The following is a 14,361-nucleotide window of genomic DNA, read 5'->3' on the forward strand; positions in this document are numbered from 1 at the left end:
CACTTAATATAAGTATGGAACCGTTCTCTTTAATTTTTAAACAAAGGTCTGGATAATTTTTTTTAAATTGCAATAAAGATTGCAAGAATATTGGGTTGTGCATCAAATATGAAAGTTCTAGAGTAAGGCATTTGTTGCAGCTTTTTATTTCATCAATACTTGAAGAAATGTCAGACAGTATTGGTTTAACTCTATTCAAGAATAGCTTCCCTTCATGAGTTAAAGATACTTTTTTGGTTGTTCTTGTAAACAATTTAACATTTAGTTCATTTTCCAACTGATGAATACAGTTTGTTATGGCTGGCTGTGAAACAAACAATTCTTTTGCTGCTTTTGTAAAACTTTTAAATTCTGCTACTTTGCAAAAGTACTTCATTTGCTTTATTTCCAAATTTACCCACCTCTAATCTGGATTGTATTTCTCCACAATTATTATTCTACCAATATATTCAGGAAACATTATATTAGAAAAATAACAATTTGGTTATTTATTGGAACAATTCTTCTCGGGAAGTGAATAATTATGCAAGATAAATTAACGCTGCCTAACTACTGATCTTTTTATTTTCTTATAGAAATAGAAATCATAGATTATAGATCAAATCCTTAAAAATAAGTGAATATAAATAGTCAATTGATTCATTATTGCGGCTTTGTTAACGATGACAATAAAAACACTTATAATGAAAATTTATAAGTTTATAAAGAATTGCAATTTAATATAATCAAAAAAGTGAGTAATAATAAAACTGTAATAAGAATTATTCACATAACAATTACGTAAAAGAGAGGAGTTGTTTTTCATATATGCTTATAAAAAATACTAGTTAGCTACAAAGGAAAATGGATTGTGAAATATTGAACAAGACGAATAAAATGTATTTCAATTACTCCCAAACTTAGGAGAGATGAGTATGAATGCTGTAATTCTAATTGTTGGTACTATTGTTGTGATTGGAGCTATTTATTTTCTTATCAAGAAAAAAGAGGCAAGATTAGTACTTATCGCTGCAGGGTTACTAATGGCCATAATTGCAGGGAAACCTATGAGCGCGTTAAATGCCTTTTCGGAGAACATGGTTACTAGCAGCCTAATTCAGGCAATTTTATCGGTCATGGGTTTTGCGTATGTACTAAAGTTTACGGAATGTGATAAACATCTAGTAAGTTTGGTAGCTGGTGGTTTAAAGAAAACAGGAATGTTCCTTGTCCCATTGGCAACGATTGGAACTTTTTTGATTAATATTGCATTGCCAAGTGCTGCTGGTACAGCTGCTGCAGTAGGTGCAATTTTTATTCCAGTAATGATCGGTGCTGGTATTCATCCTGCTATGGCAGCTACGGCTGTTTTTGCCGGTACTTTTGGTAGCATGCTAAACCCTGGCACTTCTCATAACGCATTTGTTGGTAAGATTGCAGGAGTACAACCGACGGAAGTTATTCAAGTTCATGCAGGAGCCACAATTACTTCTGGGGTGATTGCAGCAGTTAGTTTGGGAATTATAGCTTTTATCTTGAAAGAGCATAAAGGCTATCATTCAGAAATGAATGTGAATAAAGATATCGAAAAACCGAGTATTCTTCGTGCTGTTGTCCCTATTATTCCTGTTGTTTTATTAATATTGGGGTCAACGGGCCTACCAGTAATAAAAATGGGCGTCGCGGAAGCAATGTTAATAGGTGTTATTATAGCACTAATCGTTACAAGGGCAAATCCTACAAATTTAGTAAAATCGTTCTTTACTGGAATGGGTAAATCATATGCAGATATTATGGGTATTATCATTTCTGCAGGAGTCTTTGTGGCTGGAATGAATGCGTGTGGTCTTGTTGATGCTTTTATTAATGCAATGACTAATACTCCAGCAATTGTAAATACAGCGGCTACCTTTGGTCCATTTATTTTAGGAGTCGTGTGTGGCTCAGGAGATGCTGCTGCTTTTGCATTTAATCAAGCGGTTACACCTTTTGCTGATCATTTTGGAGTACACATGGTAAATATGGGGAGCATTGCTGCACTTGGAGGGGCACTTGGACGTACGATGTCTCCTATTGCTGGTGCCGCGATTGTCTGTGCAGGTATTGCAAATGTAGAACCAATGGAATTAGCGAAACGAAATGCACCTGGAATGATAATTGCAGCTATTGTTTCAATGTTTATTCTTCTCTAAGCAAAAGCTTACAACTAATGAAACATAAGAAGGGAAGAGAATGTGAATATGACTATTTCGACTTTATTCCCTAATTTGGAGGTTGTCTCCTCCAGAATTGAAAAGTATATTAAAGAAATTAATCGATTCGGTGCATTGCCTCATGGTGGTGTGACCCGTTAAGCATTATCTCAAGAGGATATGAAGGCTCGCAACTACTTAATTAATCAAATATGGAAGCAGCCGGTTTAAGTGTCAATAATGATGACAAAGAGTCGACCATTAAATTGTTAATGGAAACTTTGCAAGAAATTCAAAACCGCAGTGGAGTAACCATTGAGTATGAAATGTTGAGCAATGAAAAGCCCGTGCAGTTGTCTTCCTGGATTGCTAAAATGATTCAAAGTGAAGCAGATTCAGTAAATTATTCTTATTATATGATGCACAGTGGTGCAGACCACGATGCGATGAATTTAGTTCCAATTATGGATGTGGGAATGATCTTTATTCCAAGTAAGGATGGAATCAGTCATAATATTGCAGAGTACTCCTCGTTGGAAGATATTACAAATGACGCAAATGTTTCGTTAAACAGCATTTATTAATTAGCAATGGAGGAATAGACATGATTGATGTAAAGAATGATATGATCAGAGAAACTGTAAATGGTATGAAAGATACACTAGTTAAGTACCGCAGAGAGTTTCACCAATATCCGGAACCAGCATGGACCGAATTCAGAACAACTAGCAAACTGGTTCATTATTTAAAAGAATGGGGATATTCTATTAAGTTAGGCTCAGTGATCATTGCAGAGAAAGGCATGATGGGTGTTCCCAGCAAAGAGCATTTAGAAAATTGTATGCAGCGTGCTATTGAACAAGGAGCTGACCCTGAACTCTTAAAACAAATGGAAGGTGGAAAGACAGGGGTTGTAGCAGAGCTAGATTGCGGACCAGGTCCAGTTATTGCTTTACGTTTTGATATCGACTCAAATGATATACAGGAAGTAGAAATTGGAGAACACCGGCCATATCGTGAAGGCTTTTCATCAAAAAATTCAAATGCAATGCATGCATGCGGACATGATGGACATATGACAATTGGTTTAGGGACAGCTAAAATTTTAATATCCATGAAGGATCAATTAAAGGGAAAAATTCGCTTCATATTCCAGCCGGGTGAAGAGGGGGTTAGAGGAGCCAAGGCAATGGTTGAGGCCGGGGTTGTGGATGATGTTGATTATATTATTGGAGGCCACATCGGTTTTAACGCAAAACATACGGGCGATTTTATTTGTGCAACGGGCAAGTTTTTAGCTACTACCAAGATTGATGCTACTTTTACAGGAGAACCAGCTCATGCTGGAGCAGCTCCACAAGAAGGAAAAAATGCCTTATTAGCTGCGGCAACAGCAGCCTTAAATTTACATGCTATTTCCCGTCATGCAGCTGGCGCTTCTCGAATTAATGTTGGGGTCTTAGAAGCTGGACAAGGAAGAAACATTGTTCCTCCGAATGCCGTTATGAAGTATGAAACAAGAGGGGAAAATAGTGAAATTGATAGTTATATGGTAAAAGAATCAAAACGTATCGTTAAAGCAGCAGCTGACATGTATGACGTTGCAGTTGAAATAGAAATGGTGGGTGGTACAAGCAGTGGAGAGAGTGATACGGAGGTAGCATCCGTAGTAAAAGAGGTTGCACGAGAAATCCCTTATTTTACAAATATTATTGACTATATGGACTTCGGAGCAGCTGAAGACTATGCCGCTTTAATGGGTGCCGTACAGCAACATGGAGGAAAAGGGACTTATTACATGCTTGGAGCAGATAGAGCAGCCGGACACCATAATAACCATTTTGATTTTGATGAAGATGTACTAGCAGCAGGTGTAGAATTAAATGTGCGTTCCGTGTTAAAGATGGCATCAAAAGAAAAATAATCACATTGCAAGCCCCTTAAAGAATCAAACTCAAAAAAAGTCTATCAAATTCGATTTTTGATATTTTCGTAATCTAATGAGCAGTAATATCACTACTTCGCAACCTAGATTGAAAAATAAGTCATTAAAAAGAGAAAAAGAGGAATGTCGAATGGATAAGGGGTAAGCTTTTATTAGACTGTTTCGATCAAAAAGTTTTAAAAGATGTTGTGTTGTAGATACATCAATCCATCTTGCCATGAAGAACAACTCCCTTTTTGAATATTTTATGAAGTAAATCAGGCAAATTCTGGTGAAGGGGATACTTACGCTGCGTGCTTCACTGATGATGTTGATTATGTTACATTCTTCGGAAAACATCTTAAAGGTCGCCAATCTGTTGCAGTTTCGCATCAAAAGCTTTTCGACGGAATTATGAGGGGTTCTACAATGGTAGCTGACATTAAACAACTCCGTTTTTTATCATCGGATATTGCTATTATACATGGTGTGGGTGCAATCAAAATGAGGTGGCAAAAGAAAGCACCAAAAACAAGGGACTCAATAAATACGAATGTAGCTGTTAGGAAGAACGGTGAATGGAAATTTTCTGCTTTCCATAATTGCCGTATTAAGCGTCCCAACTTTATCCAAAAGATTTTCATGGGGGAAAAAAGAAAAAATAAATATAATTTCAATATGTAATATTGCTATTCACTAACCATTTGGAGTTTAATTTAACTTACCTACAATGTGCTGTAAAACAGATCTCGTTAATACTCAATAAGGGATTTTTATTTCTATTACGAATAATTTAGTCAATCTCTTTACTAAACAAACGAGTACTTGAGCTCAAGATGGATCGCTGTGGCGATCTATTTTTTTTACGGGCAGTTCAATAAGAAATAAATTATCTATTGACATTATAATCCAATTGATTATAATTTAAGTAATTAAGTAATTACTTAAATATTAAAAGGAGGTAACCATGGTTGTCCATCAATGAAACATTTAAAGCTTTATCTGATGAAAATAGAAGAAAAATTTTAGACCTTTTACAAAATGGCGATTTGACTGCAGGAGATATTGCTAAACATTTTGAAATGAGTAAACCAGGAGTTTCTCAGCACTTGTCTATTTTAAAAAATGCTGAATTAGTGTATGCCATTAAAAAGGGGCAGTATGTTTACTATTCTTTAAATTCAACCGTTTTTCAGGATGTTTTGAAGTGGGTTATTCAGTTTAATTCAACCACAAAGGGGGAGGATTTATGTTGAAAAAAGTTTGTATAGGTTTATTAATTATCTTATCTTTTGGTGTCAGTATTTATTTATATAATACAACTATGGCGTTTGAAGTAACAAGATATGGAAATACGGAAGTACTATTATTTAGTATTCCATTTACAATGTGTTTAGTAAACAGTAGTCTATTATATCTTCCAAAACTCGTTAAATCTCAAGGGTCATTTTCTCGCTATAAAAAAGGTATAGAGAGCATATTTTTGTCCATTTCAATTATTCTTTTTATGCTTCATTCCAGCTTAATCCTGATCGCAACAGGTTCAGATGTTAACCTGCTCCTGTTAATCCCTTTAAGCGTGGGTATCGTACTCATCACCACAGCTAACACTCTTCCTAGATTTAAATTAGAAATAAATAAAACTTCCTCAGAATTATCACAATCATCTCATCAAGTATGGAACATCGTAGTACGCACATTTTCTTTACCATTGTTTATTGGCGGGTTAGTCATGTTACTTTGTGTGTTTCTTCCAGAAAATCTGCTCCTTATTGGCTTCTTCTCAATCCTTTTATGTACATTACTTTTATCAATATTTCTTTCATATAAAGCATATCAATTACATTTAAATAAATAATGGAGGGGGTTTTATTGAATAGAGGTAAAGTTTGTTCAGAATGCGGTTCAAAGGAGACTAGAACTGGCGAGTTCAAAGGTTATGGAGCATTATTCAAGAAAAAAGCAATGATTAAATGCTCCGAAGTAGATGCTTGTTTCTGTATTAATTGCGGTCTTATATTAAGTTTAAAAGTAAGAAACCCAGAAAAGTTTTTATAAGATATTGCTGAGCTAAAGGGTACAAGAGTTAAAGATCCAGCTACCCCTTTTTGGTGGCTTTTTCTTATTCAACAAAGGGCAGGATAATTGAAGAATTAAATTGACGGTCTAGTATCGTATTTGCCCCATATTGTAAAACAAAGGGGGTAAGAAAAAGGTGTATGTGTTTATGAAAGATTTCCATTGCTGTGCGACATGCCGGCATTTTAAAGCAGAGAAAAAAGCAGAAGGAATGAAATATTATTGCAGCAGATTAGGTTATGAAACAAAAACGAACTATAAATTTAATTGCTGGAGCCCCAATGAGCATGTGATAAAGTTAATGAATAAGAGAAACACGCCCCAAAAGGAAAGTTAAAAGAAAATTATCATCCTTAATTCGTAATACAAGGATTAAACTAATTAAGTAGTTCAATTGTCTGCTTTAATTTTGCCGCTGTATTGATCAACACTTATTGCGTACTTGCTTATTGGCAGGTACGTAATCATTAGGGGTTTATTCATCAATCGTTTGTTGAAATCTTTTTCTAAAATATACAAATTTGAAACTTTTATTTTTGTATCGTCTATTGTGATTGTATCAATGTAATCGGGACCATTTTTAGATCCATCATAGGTAACTTCAGAGGGTATGCCTTTAGCAACATTAAAATTTTTTTGATCATATGCTTCTTTATCAAGATATAGTTGTGCTGCTGAAAAAGCCCATTTTACGGAAAAAAATAAAGAGCCAACAACAAACAAAGGAATCACTATTTTATCTATGACTTTAACCATTTTAAAACTATAAGCGACTATAAGCGAAAAGGGGAAGGTAAAAACAGTTCCAGCTAACAAAAAAAACATTTCGGACAAAACCATGTCCTTTTTAAAAATAAATGACAGAAATAAACATAAAGAACTAACTAATATAACAATTATTATCGCGGAAAGGATAAATTTCGTGATTTTTCGTTTGGAATTTTTATTTTTTCGGTTTGCCATCCTCCTTCACTCCTCTATTTATAATTGTACGAAAAGTCAGGTAAAGTGAGACCATGAAAGAGGGTTAATTACCAAAGTAATGTTTCCTTATTCGATTAACGGAGCAGGTTAATGTTATAAAAATACAGAAGAATCAGTGTAGGGAGAAATAACAGGGAGGGAACCTATGAAGGAATTTTAACTCGAAGGAAACTAAAAACGATTATTACGGAAATGGATTATCGTACTTTGAGATTGAAGGACCTCTGATGGTTAAGTCTTATTAAGCTATCCTGAAAATTAAATTTTACATCATTTGCTGGTGCCATAACACGGCATGTTTGTCTACCATGTAAGAACGATGTTTTCTTACATTTTCTGTGCTCGGTCTATTTATACACCCATACAAAGTGTTACCTACTATTGGGGTCATATTTTTATAATAGTAAAATACAATTACAACTATTTAGTGAATAATTCTTGTTACATATTGGAGGAGGAACTCAATTGTATACTGGCGACCTCGCAACCCAAGACCGAGATGGGTATTTCTATATTGTGGGGCGTAAGAAGGATACGATTATAAGCGGTGGAGAAAATATTTTTCCATCGGAGGTTGAAAATGTACTGAATGAGCATCCGGCTGTTGGTGAATCAATCGTTGTTGGTATTCCTGATGTAAAGTGGGGGGGAATTGTTTCTGCAATGGTTTCTCTTATCCCATATGAAGCTATTTCAGAAGAAGAACTTAAACTCTATTGCCGTAAGAAGCTAGGCGGATATAAGGTCCCCCGAAACATAATTATTGTGGATCACTTACCTGTAACAGGTGTTGATAAAATTGATAAAAAGAAAATTGTAGAAATCTGCAGCCAAAGTGTATTAGCTGTTTAATTTTTAGAGCGGTAAGTATTATGGCAGTTAATCTTGATGCTGCCATAAAATATAGTGAAAAAGAGGGTATTTCAAAAGCTATACATTTGAAATACCCTCTTTTAATATAAGGAGAATAGGGGTTCGTCTGACCTCTACTCTGCCAGAGGGATTCTAATTAATAAATGTGTAAAATATGATAAATTGAAATTAATAAAATCTTAAGTATCAAGGGTTTATTTGATATTAAAAGAAATCTAATATAATCAAGTTCTTCTTTTGCTGAGGACAGGTAAGAGAAGGACTAAAGAAATTTTTACAAAGGAGGAAGCGGTATGTCTAAATGGACAAGAGAAATGATTGAAACTTTCCGTGGAAACTTTGAGGTTTTTGTAAAAGGAGAAGGTGAACCTATTTGTATAACTCATCATTACTCCGAATTTAATGAGACCGGGGATTACTTTGCTGACACATTTACAGACACTAACAAAGTTTTTTTAGTTAACTTAAAGGGTGCTGGAAACTCTGATAAAGGAAGTAATGCACATGAATTAAGCATGGTTGACGCTGTGCTTGACCTTGAAGAGATACGAAAAGTGAATGGTTTATCATCTTGGACATTTGCTGGGCATTCAACAGGTGGAATGATTGGGGTTATATATGGTATTCATTTTTCAACCTCATTAAAATCACTTATTCTTGTCGGCTCTTCTGCAAGAGAATATACCTCATCATCAAGTAAGTGTATATATAATGAAGGACATCCTAAATTTAAAAGAATGCAAGAATTGATCGAGCTTTTAAAACTCCCAAACCTTACTGAAGATGAAAGGCAGAGATTATCTAAAGAGAGAACTCAATTATCATTGTTTAAACCTGAAAATTATGAACGATATTTTTCAAAAAATATCGTTAAAAAAATGTCTGCAAATAGAATGAATTTTTTTATTAGAGAGCAGCTTATTTTTGATGTTACTCGGCAATTGTCAGCAGTTAAAACAAAAACTGTTATTCTTTGCGGCAGACATGATGTTCAATGTCCTGTAGATTTTTCAATCGAAATGAGTGAATTAATCCCAAATTCTTCTCTACATATTTTTGAACAAAGTAACCATTATCCATTTATAGAAGAAGAGTTCGAGTTTAAACGAGTTATAAATAGCATATTATCTAGCGGAACAGATTAGTAGCTTTTAAATAATATAATTATCAGAATAATAGTAGATATTTTAGTCTATTAATATTTATAATAGACTATGAAGGGGTTATTATTGAGACAGAAAAGGTGTGTTCCTAGGTGGCACCTTGATTTTTTTACATCTAAGCAGGAGCGCTTACTCTTTTTTGTAAATATAGGGGATAAGGAAGCGGTTATAATGAGTAACACTCAGAACAAAACAGACGTTATCTTAATTGGTGCTGGAATCATGAGCGCAACTTTGGGATCTTTACTGAAAGCGCTAGCACCTGAATGGGAAATCAAAGTGTTTGAGAAACTAGCAAACGCTGGAGAAGAAAGCTCTAACGAATGGAATAATGCGGGTACGGGCCATTCTGCACTGTGCGAGCTTAACTATACATCTGAAAAATCTGACGGATCTATAGATATTAGCAAAGCTATAAAAATTAATGAACAGTTTCAGCTTTCAAGACAGTTTTGGTCTTATCTAGTAAACAGCAATCTGATTCGTAATCCGCAGGACTTTATTATGCCAATACCACATATGAGTTTAGTACAAGGGGAAGAAAATGTAGCGTTTTTGAAAAAACGTTTTAAAGCGCTGTCAAACAATCCCTTGTTTCAAGGGATGGAATTTTCCGATGACACTGAAAAACTGATCGAATGGATTCCGCTTATCATGGAAGGCCGTAAATTGAATGAACCGATAGCGGCCACAAAAATCGACTCTGGAACGGATGTCAACTTTGGTGCTTTAACGCGCATGTTGTTTGAACACTTAAAGAGTAACAACGTCGAGATAAACTACAAGCATAGTGTTGAGGATATTAAACCTACTAGCGGCGGCTCGTGGGAAGTGAAAGTGCATGATAACGATAGCGGTAAAATCGAATACCATACTGCAAAATTCGTCTTTATCGGCGGTGGGGGCGGAAGTCTGCCTTTACTACAAAAAACCGGTATTCCTGAGTCAAAACATATTGGGGGGTTCCCAGTAAGCGGACTATTTATGGTATGTAACAATCCGGAAGTTGCAGAGCAGCATCATGCAAAAGTGTATGGTAAAGCTAAGGTTGGAGCTCCTCCAATGTCTGTTCCGCATCTTGATACAAGATATATCGACAACAAAAAAACATTGCTGTTTGGACCGTTTGCCGGCTTCTCACCAAAGTTCTTAAAAACTGGTTCAAATTTTGATTTAATAGGTTCCGTAAAACCGAATAATGTATTCACTATGTTGGCGGCAGGCGTAAAAGAGATGGCTTTGACGAAATACCTGATTGAGCAAGTAATGTTATCGCATGAAAAACGCATGGAAGAATTACGCGAGTTTATTCCGGACGCCAAAAGTGAGGATTGGGATACGGTGACAGCGGGCCAACGTGTGCAAGTTATCAAAGATACAGAGGCCGGCGGTAAAGGAACACTTCAATTTGGTACGGAAGTTGTTAGTGCCGCTGATGGCTCGATAGCTGCATTGCTTGGTGCTTCTCCAGGTGCTTCTACTGCAGTTCACGTTATGCTTGAAGTATTAAAAAAATGCTTCCCACAACATATGAAAGGGTGGGAACCAAAAATAAAAGAAATGATTCCTTCTTATGGCGTGTCACTAACGGAAAACCCAGAGCTTTTCCAAGAAATTCATACTTCAACAGCACAGACGCTTGGTCTAAGCGAAAAAGAACTGGTCTATAGTTAATTCTTTGGCTGTAGACTCAAGGTGGAGTATAGATATGAAATCTAAAAAGGCAGTAGTGATTATTGCTTTCGGAATATTATGTATAGCTATCCTAATAAAGCTATTAAATAAGGATTTATGGGATGTAAACGAAGAGTTGTTAAAAGAAGAAGTGTTATCAATTGGACATTCCGTTGAAACAATAAATTTATTAGATATAACTCCATTTGAATGGGATGTGGTTTATTCCTTTAAACCATATACCCCAAAGGATTATATATATGAAACGGTAGGTTATAAATGGGATCGTATCAGTGAAACAGTAAATGAAGGAATGAATCAAATTGTTTTTTTGAAGGATGGAAAAGTGGTCTGCTATTTATATGGATATCCTGAGAATAATGGGTATGGAATATCTTTTGAATCTGAAAATAATAAAGATGCTGGTCATATTCTTAGTGTAAAGGATGATTTAAAATTTCAAATAGAAAGAAGCAACAATCTCGTTTATTTGAGAAACTAGGCAAGAATATGATTTCTTCAAGAAATAATAAGACTACTGTTCAAATGGTGTTTGTATTCTGTATGACTTATTAAAGAAATTAAAAGCACGTTTTTTTTTACGTGCTTTTAATTCTATTTTGCATTTAATTACTTCACTTTTTTATATTAATTTGTGCCTACTTGAATTTTCGAACTTAATTTAATAATCTAATTGGCGTAAATACAATAGGAACTCATTTTCATTGATTTTTTTAATTTTATACCTACGAATCTGGCTTTCAATTTTCTTTTGTTCATGATCTTTATTACTAAATAAATTTGCCAATTGATAAATTGCTTCTGCCAAAATACTTATTGTCCCAGCAGAACCTAATTCCAACCCTAGTGTTTCAGTTTCTGAAAGCTGCGATTTAGCTAACTCTTCCATTTCATTTTTATAATCTCCCTTGATTACAATATAAGTTTCCTTGTTATCAAATGCTAATAGTAAATCTTCGGTATTATGAACTTCAAAGTAAGCATTTTCTTTCTCTAGCTGTAATAATTCGTCAAGCACCATTCCTTCACTTTTTTCCACTGTTTTAGCAATTGCTTGAATTGTTTTAACTGAATAACTGCTGACATTTTTTTTGTTTACACTTGAAAGCATTTGTTGACTAATTCCAGTTTCCTTGAATACATCATACCGTTTCTTTCCATTTTTTTGTAAGTAAATATCTAAAAGGCTCATTCTCTTACCCCTCCGATTAGTCTTTAGTAAAAATTTTTTTACTAAAAAATAATTTACTTAATTATATTTTAGTATATGTGTTAGAAAATGTAAATGGTTAATTCATTTGATGTTTTGACTTAGATCCAACTACTTTTTCCCAGGAAGCTTTTTGTTTTGTTGGTGAACAAGCAGTTTGTTAAGAATAAATGGAATAAAATAGATTAATTTTTCGTAAAAAGATACTATATTGGTAGACATTATATGGAACTATTAATTTTACTTTTGGCTGTAACAGAATCAGGTGAAGAATCTCCATTAAGATATGTAAAATTAATTAAAAAATATTAAGGAAGGCTGTTTGGTTATTAGGTGTTTTTCACCTAATAATTGTAAGAATTTAAGAAGGGGACTGCTGCGGCAATCCCTTTTTTTGTTGTGCGAACGGTCAGGTTTGTTGAACAAGAAATTAAAGTAATTATAGACTTTGGAAGAAGACTATTGGGGGATTATGCTAAAATTTAGAAAAGGATATTGAAAGGACTAGACGTTATTAATGGATATTAGAAAACCTAACGATTCGGAACTTAAAAAGATTATGTTACTTTCTCCGCAAGCAGTATTTGATGGCACATTGGGTGAAGTAAAACCTACAAATGAAAAAATCAAACATCTTGTTGAACCTCTACTGGAAAAGGGAAGCTATTATTTAATAGCAACAGAGAATGATAATTTAATGGGATGGATTCTTATTGGGGCAAGTAAAGACCAATTTACTGATAAGGTGAATGGATTTATTTATGAACTATTTGTTATAGAAGATTTTAGAGGGAATGGGATTTCCAAACGGTTAATGAAAGCTGGTATTGACAATCTAAAACAAGATGGATATTCAGAAGTCCGTCTAAGTGCATTTGCAGGGAATCATGCAATTAAACTGTATGAAAAATTAGGATTTAGCATTAGAACAGTTACTATGAATTTACAGGTATAAGTAACTGACTTTTTTCACGAAGAAGGGCGATTCTTCAATAAAGAAGATTCGCCTTTTTTCTTTACTCAAGTAACGGGAGTTTAGTGTAAGAAGAAATGTTACTATTAGAACTAACGAGGCTATATTTTAGGGAGGAAACCATGGGCTTGGAGCATGAGTTTTATCTTATTTCTAACACAACCGATGTAAAAGATTTTTGGATGTTTAGAGAGAAAAACAACAGTGTTTTTGACAGTGTTGTAATACATGATGATTTGATTCAATATATTTTTGACACATTAGAATGGATTCCAAGTAAAAATCCAGCACTGAGTGGAACTCCAAATGGTCGAGGTCTTAACTATCATGGTGTTACGCTTTTTGATAAGCAATCTTCTGTAACTTTAATAAGTATTTTTTCTTCGTGGAGAGATTTATTTAAAAATGCACCTAATATACTTGAGCTTACTGGAGAATTTGTTTATGCCAAAAGTGGCAAGATGTTGGGTGAATATGAAAAGAAAGTCTTCAATAAAGATGAAGTAATTAAGCAATTTGAAAAAATAATTTCAATGTCTGTACAATTAGCTGAAGGTGATTATTATTTGTATCATTGCGGGATATAAAGATTGTGAAAAATTGTACTTAAGCTAACGGGCAGTTAGTATAAGATGTAAAAATCTAAAATTAGATTATGTGGACATAATTCCCAAAAAAAATAAAGGCTTATAATTTTAAGTTTTTTTATGTAGAGTTAAGTTTAAGTAATATCCTTAATTACTAAGTTACTCATTAAAAGGTGTGTATTATGACAAAAGGATTCAAAATTGAACTTCCAAAAATCCCATCTAATTTAGAAAGAGCAAATTTTCGAGATATTTTTTATGAAGAAGAACCATATTTATCGAACTGTATGATTACAAACGCAATAATTGATAACGAGGAAATTAATCGGGTAGTTTTATCCAAAGTTATTTTTAAAAATGTAACATTCATAAATGTTTCTTTTAAGAAGATTGATATGACTGATGTGATTTTTGAAAACTGTGACCTGTCCAATGCCAGCTTAAGTGAAGGTATAATACATAGAGTCACTTTTAAAGACTGTAAATTATTGGGTGTGGATTTTTCAGAAGGTAATTTGGGAAACGTTTCTTTTGAAAATTGTATTGCAAATTTAAGTAATTTTACTGAGGCTCGTTTAAAACAAGTGATATATGATAGTTCATCGTTACAGAGTGCTAACTATTACGATTGTAAACTTAGCAAGGTGAAATTTTATCAAGGTGATATTAATGATGTTGATTTTACTCAAACTTCACTAAAAG

18 protein-coding genes are annotated in these 14,361 nt (G+C 34.1%); 15 read left to right on the top strand and 3 right to left on the bottom strand.

All coding sequences use genetic code 11. The features are described 5' to 3' along the window. On the bottom strand, nt 1-391 hold a 391-nt coding region (locus tag V7150_RS16480), incomplete at its 3' end, for a LysR family transcriptional regulator (RefSeq protein WP_335520533.1). A 523-nt stretch (nt 392-914) separates the two neighbouring features. Here V7150_RS16480 and dcuC point away from each other — a divergent pair. The 8 genes from dcuC (at nt 915) to V7150_RS16520 (ending at nt 6,511) form a co-directional block, all read left to right on the top strand. Further along, entirely contained in the window at nt 915-2,171 is a 1,257-nt protein-coding gene (gene dcuC, locus V7150_RS16485; RefSeq protein WP_335520536.1) for a C4-dicarboxylate transporter DcuC, read from the top strand. Nucleotides 2,172-2,383: 212 nt separating this feature from the next. Further along, nucleotides 2,384-2,755: a M20/M25/M40 family metallo-hydrolase gene (locus V7150_RS16490; protein ID WP_335520539.1), complete on the top strand. Its 372-nt coding sequence runs from the start codon at nt 2,384-2,386 to the stop codon at nt 2,753-2,755. 20 nt (nt 2,756-2,775) lie between these two features. After that, a complete protein-coding gene (locus tag V7150_RS16495; RefSeq protein WP_335520541.1) occupies nt 2,776-4,095 on the top strand; it encodes an amidohydrolase in 1,320 nt (439 codons plus the stop codon). A gap of 261 nt (nt 4,096-4,356) precedes the next feature. Beyond that, nucleotides 4,357-4,779, top strand: a complete 423-nt coding sequence (locus V7150_RS16500; RefSeq protein ID WP_335520587.1) for an SgcJ/EcaC family oxidoreductase — start codon at nt 4,357-4,359, stop codon at nt 4,777-4,779. Nucleotides 4,780-5,072: 293 nt separating this feature from the next. Then, nucleotides 5,073-5,351 (top strand): autorepressor SdpR family transcription factor, encoded by a 279-nt coding sequence (locus V7150_RS16505; protein WP_335520592.1) that lies wholly within the window; start codon nt 5,073-5,075, stop codon nt 5,349-5,351. Then, nucleotides 5,345-5,953 (top strand): hypothetical protein, encoded by a 609-nt coding sequence (locus V7150_RS16510; protein ID WP_335520543.1) that lies wholly within the window; start codon nt 5,345-5,347, stop codon nt 5,951-5,953. The genes V7150_RS16505 and V7150_RS16510 overlap by 7 nt, the downstream gene beginning before the upstream one ends. A 14-nt stretch (nt 5,954-5,967) precedes the next feature. Continuing rightward, entirely contained in the window at nt 5,968-6,153 is a 186-nt protein-coding gene (locus V7150_RS16515; RefSeq protein WP_335520546.1) for a hypothetical protein, read from the top strand. A 169-nt stretch (nt 6,154-6,322) separates the two neighbouring features. Further along, nucleotides 6,323-6,511, top strand: coding sequence for a hypothetical protein (locus tag V7150_RS16520; RefSeq protein ID WP_335520549.1), 189 nt, complete (start codon nt 6,323-6,325; stop codon nt 6,509-6,511). A 53-nt stretch (nt 6,512-6,564) separates the two neighbouring features. Here V7150_RS16520 and V7150_RS16525 read toward each other — a convergent pair whose 3' ends face one another. After that, entirely contained in the window at nt 6,565-6,990 is a 426-nt protein-coding gene (locus tag V7150_RS16525) for a hypothetical protein (RefSeq protein ID WP_335520552.1), read from the bottom strand. Nucleotides 6,991-7,623: 633 nt separating this feature from the next. On the opposite strand from V7150_RS16525, the gene V7150_RS16530 reads away from it, so the two are divergent. From V7150_RS16530 to V7150_RS16545, 4 genes are all read left to right on the top strand, one after another. After that, nucleotides 7,624-8,010 carry a class I adenylate-forming enzyme family protein gene (locus V7150_RS16530; protein WP_335520555.1) on the top strand — a complete coding sequence of 129 codons (387 nt, stop codon included), beginning with the start codon at nt 7,624-7,626 and terminating at the stop codon, nt 8,008-8,010. Between the two features lie 314 nt (nt 8,011-8,324). Continuing rightward, nucleotides 8,325-9,176, top strand: a complete 852-nt coding sequence (locus tag V7150_RS16535; RefSeq protein WP_335520558.1) for an alpha/beta fold hydrolase — start codon at nt 8,325-8,327, stop codon at nt 9,174-9,176. A 69-nt stretch (nt 9,177-9,245) separates the two neighbouring features. Continuing rightward, the gene (locus tag V7150_RS16540; RefSeq protein ID WP_335520561.1) at nt 9,246-10,868 is read left to right on the top strand and encodes a malate:quinone oxidoreductase; all 1,623 of its coding nucleotides are present in this window, start codon (nt 9,246-9,248) and stop codon (nt 10,866-10,868) included. Nucleotides 10,869-10,902: 34 nt separating this feature from the next. Then, the gene (locus V7150_RS16545) at nt 10,903-11,370 is read left to right on the top strand and encodes a hypothetical protein (protein ID WP_335520564.1); all 468 of its coding nucleotides are present in this window, start codon (nt 10,903-10,905) and stop codon (nt 11,368-11,370) included. Between the two features lie 180 nt (nt 11,371-11,550). Here V7150_RS16545 and V7150_RS16550 read toward each other — a convergent pair whose 3' ends face one another. Further along, nucleotides 11,551-12,081, bottom strand: a complete 531-nt coding sequence (locus V7150_RS16550) for a hypothetical protein (protein ID WP_335520566.1) — start codon at nt 12,079-12,081, stop codon at nt 11,551-11,553. Between the two features lie 535 nt (nt 12,082-12,616). Here V7150_RS16550 and V7150_RS16555 point away from each other — a divergent pair. The 3 genes from V7150_RS16555 to V7150_RS16565 form a co-directional block, all read left to right on the top strand. Then, on the top strand, nt 12,617-13,054 hold the full coding sequence (locus tag V7150_RS16555) for a GNAT family N-acetyltransferase (RefSeq protein WP_335520569.1): 438 nt from the start codon (nt 12,617-12,619) through the stop codon (nt 13,052-13,054). A gap of 140 nt (nt 13,055-13,194) precedes the next feature. Continuing rightward, nucleotides 13,195-13,659 carry a hypothetical protein gene (locus V7150_RS16560; RefSeq protein ID WP_335520573.1) on the top strand — a complete coding sequence of 155 codons (465 nt, stop codon included), beginning with the start codon at nt 13,195-13,197 and terminating at the stop codon, nt 13,657-13,659. A 182-nt stretch (nt 13,660-13,841) separates the two neighbouring features. Then, the coding region (locus tag V7150_RS16565; protein WP_335520575.1) for a pentapeptide repeat-containing protein at nt 13,842-14,361 on the top strand (520 nt) is incomplete at its 3' end.

Origin of the sequence: Neobacillus drentensis, from assembly GCF_036965245.1 — a bacterium.
GTDB lineage: Bacteria > Bacillota > Bacilli > Bacillales > Cytobacillaceae > Neobacillus > Neobacillus drentensis_G.

Excerpts from the sequence above, each read along its gene's own strand:
- V7150_RS16535 (WP_335520558.1), top strand. The coding sequence starts at position 8,325 with ATGTCTAAATGGACAAGAGAAATGATTGAAACTTTCCGTGGAAACTTT.
- V7150_RS16560 (WP_335520573.1), top strand. The coding sequence starts at position 13,195 with ATGGGCTTGGAGCATGAGTTTTATCTTATTTCTAACACAACCGATGTA.
- V7150_RS16510 (WP_335520543.1), top strand. The coding sequence starts at position 5,345 with ATGTTGAAAAAAGTTTGTATAGGTTTATTAATTATCTTATCTTTTGGT.
- V7150_RS16490 (WP_335520539.1), top strand. The coding sequence starts at position 2,384 with ATGGAAGCAGCCGGTTTAAGTGTCAATAATGATGACAAAGAGTCGACC.
- V7150_RS16550 (WP_335520566.1), bottom strand. The coding sequence starts at position 12,081 with ATGAGCCTTTTAGATATTTACTTACAAAAAAATGGAAAGAAACGGTAT.
- V7150_RS16545 (WP_335520564.1), top strand. The coding sequence starts at position 10,903 with ATGAAATCTAAAAAGGCAGTAGTGATTATTGCTTTCGGAATATTATGT.
- dcuC (WP_335520536.1), top strand. The coding sequence starts at position 915 with ATGAATGCTGTAATTCTAATTGTTGGTACTATTGTTGTGATTGGAGCT.
- V7150_RS16495 (WP_335520541.1), top strand. The coding sequence starts at position 2,776 with ATGATTGATGTAAAGAATGATATGATCAGAGAAACTGTAAATGGTATG.
- V7150_RS16555 (WP_335520569.1), top strand. The coding sequence starts at position 12,617 with ATGGATATTAGAAAACCTAACGATTCGGAACTTAAAAAGATTATGTTA.
- V7150_RS16540 (WP_335520561.1), top strand. The coding sequence starts at position 9,246 with ATGAAGGGGTTATTATTGAGACAGAAAAGGTGTGTTCCTAGGTGGCAC.
- V7150_RS16520 (WP_335520549.1), top strand. The coding sequence starts at position 6,323 with ATGAAAGATTTCCATTGCTGTGCGACATGCCGGCATTTTAAAGCAGAG.